Annotated in this window: 9 protein-coding genes and 1 rRNA gene; 6 read left to right on the top strand and 4 right to left on the bottom strand. The window is 46.4% G+C overall.

Annotated features, from left to right (window positions below; genetic code table 11):
• From LPW36_RS06930 to LPW36_RS06915, 4 genes are all read right to left on the bottom strand, one after another.
• Window positions 1-92 (bottom strand): 16S ribosomal RNA (locus LPW36_RS06930); the annotation flags it as partial.
• A 376-nt stretch (window positions 93-468) separates the two neighbouring features.
• Window positions 469-1,215: an amino acid ABC transporter permease gene (locus tag LPW36_RS06925; RefSeq protein WP_230608773.1), complete on the bottom strand. Its 747-nt coding sequence runs from the start codon at window positions 1,213-1,215 to the stop codon at window positions 469-471.
• Window position 1,216: 1 nt separating this feature from the next.
• Complete coding sequence (locus LPW36_RS06920; RefSeq protein WP_230608772.1) at window positions 1,217-1,957, bottom strand: amino acid ABC transporter permease; 741 nt, start codon at window positions 1,955-1,957, stop codon at window positions 1,217-1,219.
• A gap of 180 nt (window positions 1,958-2,137) precedes the next feature.
• Entirely contained in the window at window positions 2,138-2,989 is an 852-nt protein-coding gene (locus LPW36_RS06915; protein WP_230608771.1) for an ABC transporter substrate-binding protein, read from the bottom strand.
• Between the two features lie 454 nt (window positions 2,990-3,443).
• On the opposite strand from LPW36_RS06915, the gene hemP reads away from it, so the two are divergent.
• The 6 genes from hemP (at window position 3,444) to LPW36_RS06885 (ending at window position 9,419) form a co-directional block, all read left to right on the top strand.
• The gene (hemP, locus tag LPW36_RS06910; RefSeq protein ID WP_230608770.1) at window positions 3,444-3,626 is read left to right on the top strand and encodes a hemin uptake protein HemP; all 183 of its coding nucleotides are present in this window, start codon (window positions 3,444-3,446) and stop codon (window positions 3,624-3,626) included.
• 96 nt (window positions 3,627-3,722) lie between these two features.
• A complete protein-coding gene (locus tag LPW36_RS06905; protein WP_230608769.1) occupies window positions 3,723-5,735 on the top strand; it encodes a TonB-dependent hemoglobin/transferrin/lactoferrin family receptor in 2,013 nt (670 codons plus the stop codon).
• Between the two features lie 49 nt (window positions 5,736-5,784).
• A complete protein-coding gene (locus LPW36_RS06900; RefSeq protein ID WP_230608768.1) occupies window positions 5,785-6,822 on the top strand; it encodes a hemin-degrading factor in 1,038 nt (345 codons plus the stop codon).
• Complete coding sequence (locus tag LPW36_RS06895) at window positions 6,819-7,649, top strand: heme/hemin ABC transporter substrate-binding protein (protein ID WP_268991551.1); 831 nt, start codon at window positions 6,819-6,821, stop codon at window positions 7,647-7,649. Before LPW36_RS06900 ends, LPW36_RS06895 begins: the two co-directional genes overlap by 4 nt.
• Window positions 7,646-8,650: a FecCD family ABC transporter permease gene (locus LPW36_RS06890; RefSeq protein ID WP_230608767.1), complete on the top strand. Its 1,005-nt coding sequence runs from the start codon at window positions 7,646-7,648 to the stop codon at window positions 8,648-8,650. Before LPW36_RS06895 ends, LPW36_RS06890 begins: the two co-directional genes overlap by 4 nt.
• Window positions 8,643-9,419, top strand: coding sequence for a heme ABC transporter ATP-binding protein (locus LPW36_RS06885; protein ID WP_230608766.1), 777 nt, complete (start codon window positions 8,643-8,645; stop codon window positions 9,417-9,419). The genes LPW36_RS06890 and LPW36_RS06885 overlap by 8 nt, the downstream gene beginning before the upstream one ends.
• The last annotated feature ends 7 nt before the right edge of the window (window positions 9,420-9,426 follow it).

Genomic DNA, 9,426 nt, shown 5'->3' with positions numbered 1-9,426 from the left:
GGGGAGCAAGCTCCCCTGTGCTACCGCCCGACTTGCATGTGTTAGGCCTGCCGCCAGCGTTCAATCTGAGCCATGATCAAACTCTTCAATTAAAAGCTTGATGCTCAAAGATTACTTTCAATAATTCAAATGAATTACTGTCTGGTCACTCTTTAAGACTTGGTATTTTTTTTGTGTCGCTACACCGAAGTGCAGTGACGTGAGATACCGTCTTGTGAGTGCCCACACAGATTGTCTGATAAATTGTTAAAGAGCGATGTTGCGGCGAAAAAAGTTCCCGCAACACGGGCTGCGTATACTACGCCATCCCGCGTCAGAGTCAAGTGTTAAATCACAGATTTATGCACGGTAACGTCTGAACTGAAGCGGCTGTTGCCGTGCCAGTGGAGGCGCATTATAGGGACTCAGAATCATCTGGCAAGTGCTAATTGATAAAATTATTCTGACTGCTGATTGTTTAGCCAAAACTTAAGCTTGTTTAATCTCAATTGGTGTTTTTTCCATCCAGGCAAACCAGTTACGCTTTTCTGAAGGTTCCTTTACTGAATAACGCTTACTTACCCGGTTAGCTACGACATCCAGTGATAAACAGAAAATAAAATAGACTAACGCAATAAACAGGAATACTTCGGTCGGATACACCATGCTGCGATTATTGACCTGAGTTGCCAAAAACGTCAGTTCACCAACGCCAACAATATAGGCTAATGAGGTGTCTTTAATCAGTGAAATCCATTGATTAATAAACGAAGGCACCATCATTCTCAAAGCCTGTGGTAAGACGATATACCACAGTACCTGCCAACGATTAAACCCCAGAGACATTCCAGCCTGCCATTGGCCATCACCTATAGCGATAATGCCAGCTTTTACGCCGTGGGCTAAATAGGCGGATGATATCAGCGCCAGCGCACAAACAACGGAGGTAAGCGCCGGGATATCAATACCAAATAGCATTGGCAGCATAAAGTAGGCCCAAAAGATCAGCATAATCACCGGAATAGCACGAAAAAAACCAAGGATAGCGGCAATAACGCCACCAACCCAGCCGCGAAACATTGCCAACGCTACACCAAGTACAACACCGAGAATTGCGGATATCACACCAGCAATCAGGCTGATAATCAACGTCAATGCAGCGCCACCAATGGGTCCATCTGGATAAGCGCCCCACAGCAAATAATCCAGATTGTCATAAATAACGGTGAAATCCATATTAACGACGCTCCTTTGCTAACAGACGATGCTCATACCACATGCCCCAGGCTTCCATCACGGCAATCGCCACAATATATAACAAGGTAGCAACGCCAAACGCCTGAAATGCTCTTAACGTTTCGGTTTCTACCTGACGTGAAGCATAGGAAAGCTCCGCAACACCAATCGCCATCGCCAGAGAAGTACTTTTAACAATATTCATGTACTGCCCCAATAATGGAGGAAACGCAATTTTCAACGCCTGCGGTAATATCACATAACGCATTGATTGCCAGCCATTAAGCCCAAGAGCCAGTGCGGCATATTTTTGTCCGGCCTTAACGCCACGAATACCTGAGCGAATCTCTTCAGCAATAAATGCCGAAAAATAGACCGTCAATCCAAACAATGCAGCAATGAATTCAAAAGAAGGCCAGGCCAGCGTAAGGCCAAATAACGTAATTTCGTGAGGTGTATTTAACCAGGGAATGACTCCGGCAGGCAGCAATTTACCCACACCGAAGTACCAGAAGAATAACTGTACTAACAAAGGCGTATTACGAAACAAGGAGCAGTAGGCAATCACCGGTAAGCGTAAAATAGCCTGTTTGCTATCTCGGGCACCAGCAACCACCATGCCCAGCGCCGTTGCAGCAATGATAGAGACCGCAGATAGCCCTAACGTCAATAAAAAGCCATCCCACAACCATCCCAGGTATTCCGGCGCTAATAATAATTTTGTTAATTTTTCATCGAACATAGACACCAGCTATTATTACGGTTATCCGCTAACCACACTTTATTCCACTCAATGTCGCGACAACCGGCAACCCTTGTATCATTGTTTAAACTGAGGACTTCATTCTCTACAAACCAAAACAGGGCACGCCAAAGCCTGCCCCGATCTGACTACTTGCAACAACGTTGGTCTGTTAACTGATTAAGCTTTAGAGGGATCAGGCGTTACCGTACCAAACTTAAATTCCCCACGCGGCATGGAAGATTTAGTTTCAGGCCCAAACCAGCGGTTATAGATTTTGGCAGCTTCGCCATCTTTCTCCAGTTCCAACAGTACTTTGTTAACTTCTTCTGTCAGACGAGTTTCACCTTTAGTGATACCAACACCCTGGTACTCTTTAGTGATACTGAATGGTGTAATTTCAAAGTCTGCTTTTACTGCATCCGGTAGATTCGCTAACAGGCCAACTAACTTAGCGTCATCCTGAGTAATTGCCTGAACGTTACCATTACGAAGTGCCGTAAAGGCAACGGGTGTATCGTCATAGGAGATAACTTTAGCCGTTGGATATTTATCCCTCAGGGTGATTTCCTGAACGGTACCTTTATCAGCTCCGATGCGTAACTTAGCGATGTCATCCGGCTGTTTTAACACACCTTTATGAGAAATAAATTTTTGACCCGTTGCAAAATAGGGCACGCTAAAATCAACTTCTTTAGCACGCTGAGGTGTAATGGTGAAGTTAGCCGCGATCAGATCGACCTTTTTAGAGGTCAGTAAAGGAATACGGTTTGCCGGATTAGTGGCTTTCAGCTCAACTTTAACCCCCAGTGCTTTGCCTATTGCATTAGCAATATCTACGTCATAACCCACAATCTTTTTAGATTGTGGATCAACATAACCAAACGGTGGGTTGCTGTCGAATACGGCAATATTCACTACACCGGCTTTTTTAATATCATCCAGTTGATCCGCATGGGCGACTGCTGCTGTGCCGGAAAGAGCAGCCAGTATAGTTAATGAAAGTACGCTTTGTTTTAATGTCAATTTCATGGCTGAATCCCGATGTATGAATAAAAGAATCGTGTTTGTGTCAGCCAGTTAAATGCAATTCAGAAGCAGAGTGAAATAATATAAACAGATTTGATATGCCATTTAGTTATAAGCATTTTCTTTGCAAAAAGAGCCCGTTATCACTCTGGTGCTATTCTTTTCGCCGTTGCTGAAAGCTCAAAACACCATATGTTCTACACATTCACAATGTATAAATCATATTAGATAACACATTTAAAATCAGATGAATGCCAACATCTTTATGATGTAAAACAAAAAATCTCTTTACTGTAAGTCATGTTTATTCACAGGTTAACCATCTGATTCAAAAAATAAAAAATAACAACACTTCATTAACATAACCTGCATCACAAAATTAGGACTTGTTGAACTTAATTTTTTAAATGATAATTATTATCAATTTGATGTTAATTATCATTACTAAGTGGCTTTCATGAAAACTTTATCTTCCCAGGAACGCCCGGAATTAAAACGATCGGCGGACCCCGCCTCCCCATTACCTCGGGTAACCAGCCAACAGCTGTTGGGGGAATCGGGTATTTTGCTGATTCAACATCAAGGCCAACAGTATCAATTGCGTATTACCAAAACCGGAAAACTCATTTTAACTAAATAACCTTTAATACATAAAAACAGCCAGCCACCCAGACCTCTTAGTTAAGTCCAGGCAGCCAGCAACTTTCATTTATAACCTTCATGGAGAGTTGCAGTTATGCTTCGTCTGTCATCTTTAACGATTGCCGTTACCTGTGCATTGCCGTTTCTGGTCAATGCAGAAACACCGGAAAAAACTACCAATGAAGTCATGACCGTTACCGCAACGGGCAACGATCGCAATGCGTTTGAAGCCCCGATGATGGTAACCGTAGTCGATGCCAATGCCCCGGAAAATCTGGCGGCAAACAGCGCTGCCGATCTGGTACGCTCTATTCCCGGCATTACCATCACGGGTACCTCTCGCAGTAACGGACAAGATATCAACATGCGCGGATACGATAAACGCGGCGTGTTAACACTGGTAGACGGCATTCGTCAGGGTACAGATACCGGGCACCTGAACGGTATTTTTCTCGATCCGGCACTGATTAAACGTGTCGAAGTGGTACGAGGTCCTGCTGCCCAACTGTATGGCAGTGGCGCACTGGGTGGCGTTATCTCTTTTGAAACTGTAGATGCAAAAGATTTGCTACGCAGTGGCGAAGCCGGTGGTGTTCGGCTGTTTACTTCCGGTGCCACGCTGGATCACAGCCAGGCCATAGGTCTGACAACATTTGGCAGAACAGACTCGCTTGATGGCGTCTTCTCCGCCAACTTCCGTGATAAAGGCAATCTGCGTTTAAGTAACGGTGAAACTGCGCCAAACGATGAGCAAATCGGCTCCTTCCTGGCTAAAGGGAAATGGGCCATCACCGATGCTCAATCTCTGATGGCAAATCTGCGTTACTACAACAACGATGCTAAAGAGCCTAAAAATCCACAAAATCTGAGCGCCGGTAGTACCACTACTGACGTGATGACTAATCGCACCACAGAAAATAAAGATGCCCAACTGGTCTATAACCTGAATCCTGCGGATATGGACTGGTTGAATGCCACTACTCGCGTTTACTACTCTGAAACCAATATCGACTCTTCTCCTACCGGTCAGAAAGCCGAAGATCGTAAGCAGAAAACTGAAGGTATCAAGCTGGATAACCGTTCACGCCTGTTCCAGCAAAGCTTTATGCCGAGCCAGCTGACTTATGGCGCTGAAACTTATAAGCAAAAACAGACCCCCAGCGGCGCTACCACTAGCTTTCCCGATGCTGAAATTCGTTTTGCTTCAGGCTGGCTACAGGATGAGGTCACTCTGCGCGATTTGCCGGTTTCTCTGATTGGCGCTATCCGCTATGACAATTACAAAGCTGAAAGCAACGGCTATAGCGATATTGATGCCGACCAGTGGTCGCCAAAAGTTGCCTTATCCATCTTCCCTACTGAATGGTTAAGCCTGTTTGCTTCTTATGCTGAAGCCTTCCGTGCGCCAACCATGGGTGAAATGTATAACGACTCCCTGCACTTCAGCATGGGGCCAAATATGAATAACTACTGGAAGCCTAATCCAAACTTAAAACCAGAAACTAACGCCACTCAGGAAGTCGGCTTTGGACTGCGGTTTGACAACGTTTTGCTTGCTGATGATGACCTGAAATTCAAAGCCAGTTACTTCGGTACTAAGGCTGATGATTACATCTCAACCGCCGTCAATATGAAGATGGGCTATCGCCCGGGAGTTGGCGTAATTTGTTCTCCGTGTGAAACCACATCAGTCAATATTCCTAACGCCAAAATTTGGGGCTGGGATGTGATGATGGATTATCAGAGCCGCTATTTTGATTTAAGCGTGGCTTATAACCGTACCAGCGGTAAAAACGAAGACACCGGCGAATGGTTATCAACCGTCAATCCGGACACAGTTTCTACCCGTGTGAATGTTCCCGTTGGCCATACTAATGCATCCGTTGGCTGGATGGGAGTATTTGCTAATCGTATCAACGATACACCAACACCGCAGCGTGGTTATGCCACTCACGATTTCTATCTTAGCTACAAACCGGAAATCCTTTCCGACAAATTAACCACCAGCGTGGTTATCGCTAACGCCTTCGATAAAGAGTACTACGCGCCTAATGGTGCCCTTCAGGATGGCCGCAATGTGAAGTTATTCGCAAGCTATCAGTTTTAACCACTCCCCCCTGTAAACAGGGGGAATATCATTATTCAGGAATAAAAAAATGACCACTTCTTTATATCAGAGCTACTTGCAGGCAAAACAGCAACACCCAGAAAAGTACGCCAGAGATCTGGCACAGCTGCTCAACATTAGTGAAGCGGAGCTAACTCATTCCCGTGTCGGCCATGATGCCGTTCGCCTGAAAAGTGATATCAAGGCCTTACTGGCCGCACTGGAAAGTGTTGGTGAAACGAAATCAATCACCCGTAACCAACACGCCGTACATGAGCAAGTCGGCCAATATACCAATCAGCACTTAGGCGATCACGCCGGGTTGATTCTGAATCCTTATGCTCTGGACTTACGTCTGTTTCTTGAGCACTGGTTATTTATCTTTGCTTTAAAGGAAGAGGGAAAACGCGGTACCCGCCACAGCATTCAGTTCTTTGATGAATATGGTGATGCGCTACACAAAGTCTATACCACCGAAAATACTGATATGGATGCCTGGCAAAAGGTGATTGATACTTTTGCCCAACAGGATAACCCATCACTAAAACTGGATGAGATGAAAAAATCATCCGACAAGCAGACGACTATCGATAGTCAGGCTATCGATAGTGAATGGCGTGCCATGACGGATGTTCATCAGTTTTTTAAACTGCTGAATAAACATGGCATCACTCGTCAGCAGGCTTTTAATGCGGTTGAGGACGATCTGGCGCAGCTGGTAGATAACCAGTCCCTGCGACAAATTCTGCAAATGGCAAAAAATGAAGCCAACGACATTATGGTCTTCGTCGGTAACCGGGGTTGTGTGCAGATTTTCACCGGGAAAATCGATCGCGTCACACCACTTGATGGCTGGATCAATGTTTTCAATAAAGAATTTGTACTGCACCTGATTGAAAACGATATTGTTGAAAGCTGGATCACCCGTAAACCAACCAAAGATGGTTTTGTTACCAGCCTGGAACTGTTTGCCGCTGACGGTACGCAAATTGCCCAGCTTTATGGCCAACGTACTGAAGGGCAGCCGGAACAGCAAATCTGGCGTACTCAAATTGACACCTTGTTACAACAAACGGTATCCGCATGAAAGGGCTAATCAACCGGGGGCTGATAGCCCTCTTTTCTGTGCTATCACTTAATGCACTGGCCAGTGAGCGAATTGTCAGCATTGGCGGTGACGTAACAGAAATCGTGTATGCGTTAGAGGCACAATCACAGTTGGTAGGGCGAGACTCAACCAGCACCTATCCCGAAGCAGCAAAAGCGCTGCCCGATATTGGCTATATGCGTCAGTTAAACGCTGAAGGGATTCTTTCACTCAAACCAACATTGGTACTGGCCAGCGACCAGTCGCTACCGGCACTGGCATTGGAGCAGGTTAGCCAGAGCGGAGTAAACGTTGTCAGCATTCCTGGTAAACCATCGCTGGAGGCGGTAACGGATAAAATCCATACGGTAGCTCAGGCGCTGGGCAAAGAGAAACAGGGAGAAAAACTGATAACAGGCTACCGGAATCAGTTAGCCGCACTACCGAAGAACCCACTGCCATCCAAAGTGCTGTTTGTTATGAACTACACCGGTTCAACACCGATGGCCGCCGGGCAAAATACTGCCGCTGACGCCATTATTACCATTGCCGGTGGTACTAATGCCATGCAGGGATTTAACAAGTATCGCCCGCTTTCTCAGGAAGGCATTATTGCCGCTGCACCGGACATTCTGTTAATTACCTCTGCGGGATACGCTACATTTGGCAGTGAAGATAATATCTGGCAATTAGCCGGGATCAGCCAATCCCCGGCAGGAAAGAACAAACGTTTACTGGTGGTAGATGACCTGTCCCTGCTCGGTTTTAGCCTGAAAACACCGGAAGTGATTGCTGAACTGCGTAAAGCGATGGAACACGCGGGATGAATAGCCGCATTTCACCACGCTACTGGCTGGTGGCAATGTTGGTAGCCTTGGTCATCCTGACGCTGTTTGCTGCTAATCTGGGGCCAGTCAAACTCTCGTTTTATACTCTGCTTACTCGTTCAGGGGAGGAGGGAAGCTGGCATATCTGGCTGAACATTCGTCTTCCCAGAGTATTGCTGGCAACCCTGATCGGTGCCGCTTTAGCAGTATCCGGCGCTATTATGCAGGGGTTATTTCGTAATCCACTGGCCGACCCCGGATTATTGGGGATCAGTACCGGCGCGGCCTTGTGTGTGGCGCTGGTAATTCTGCTTCCTCTGCCATTAACCGGCGTACTGAAACTCTACGGCCATACGCTGGCCGCTTTTGGTGGAAGCATTGTCGTTTGCTGTCTGCTTTATGCTTTGAGCAAAACAGGTCATGGAAACCTTACCCGCTTATTGCTAACAGGGATTGCCCTGAATGCGCTGGCCGGAGCGGCTATTGGGGTGATTAGTTATATCAGTGACGATCAGCAGCTAAGACAATTTTCCTTGTGGAGTATGGGAAGTTTGGGTCAGGCACAGTGGTCAACACTAATCATTGCTGCTTCATTAATTTTACCGGCAATGGTGATTAGCCTGCGCCTTTCGCGGCTACTGAATATATTGCAGTTGGGAGATGAAGAAGCTCACTATCTTGGCGTTAATGTCGAATCAGTAAAATTGGGGTTGTTAATGCTCAGTGCTTTACTGATCGGCACCGCTGTTGCGATGAGCGGAATTATTGGCTTTATTGGTTTGGTGATCCCTCATCTTATCCGCTTACAGTTGGGTTCTGACCATCGCTGGCTATTACCCGGTTCGGTACTGGGCGGTGCTTGTCTGCTGTTGTTGGCCGATACGCTGGCCAGAACCCTGGCATCACCGGCAGAAATTCCGGTTGGCTTAATTACCAGCTTATTAGGTGGCCCCTATTTTTTATGGCTTATTCTGCGCCAGAGAGAGATACCTCGTGCTTAAGGCTGAATATCTGAACTATAGCCGGTATAACCGCAATATTATCAATCAGGTTTCTCTAACCCTGAACCCCGGAGAATTGGTGGCCATTATCGGCCCCAACGGAGCCGGAAAATCCACTCTGTTACGTATTCTGACCGGGTATATCCAACCGGACAGCGGTCACTGCCAGTTGCAAAACAGGCCTCTGCATCAGTGGCAGCACAAAGATCTGGCCGCAGTTCGCGCCGTAATGAACCAGCACAGCGCACTGACCTTCCCTTTTAGCGTACAGGAAGTGATTGCTATGGGGCGTACACCTTATGGTAACCATCATCAGAACCAGCAGGCCATTGATCACGCGATAAACATAACGGAATGTTCTTCCCTGCTTCAACGCCAGTACAACCAACTCTCCGGCGGAGAAAAACAGCGAATACAGTTAGCTCGTCTGTTAGCCCAGCTTTGGCATCCTACACCGGTAGAACGTCTGCTGTTTCTTGATGAGCCCACTTCCGCATTAGACCTCTATCATCAGCAGCAAACTTTACGTTTGCTAAAGCAAATGACGCGTCAGACACCATTCTCTGTCTGTACCGTACTGCATGACCTGAATCTGGCAGCACTGTATGCAGACAGAATTCTGCTATTACATCAGGGAACGATTGTTGCCAACGGAACGCCGGGGGAAGTACTGAAAGATGAATTGCTAACGCGCTGGTATCAGGCAGATCTCTGCGTTTACGGCCATCCTGAAAATACTGAAGTGCCTCAAATTTGTTTAAGAAGATAAGTTTACG

Source organism: Limnobaculum eriocheiris (genome assembly GCF_021010575.1).
In the GTDB taxonomy this organism is placed as follows: domain Bacteria; phylum Pseudomonadota; class Gammaproteobacteria; order Enterobacterales; family Enterobacteriaceae; genus Limnobaculum; species Limnobaculum eriocheiris.
Note: the sequence above shows the minus strand (reverse complement) of the source record. Positions and strands in the feature narration are given on the sequence as shown.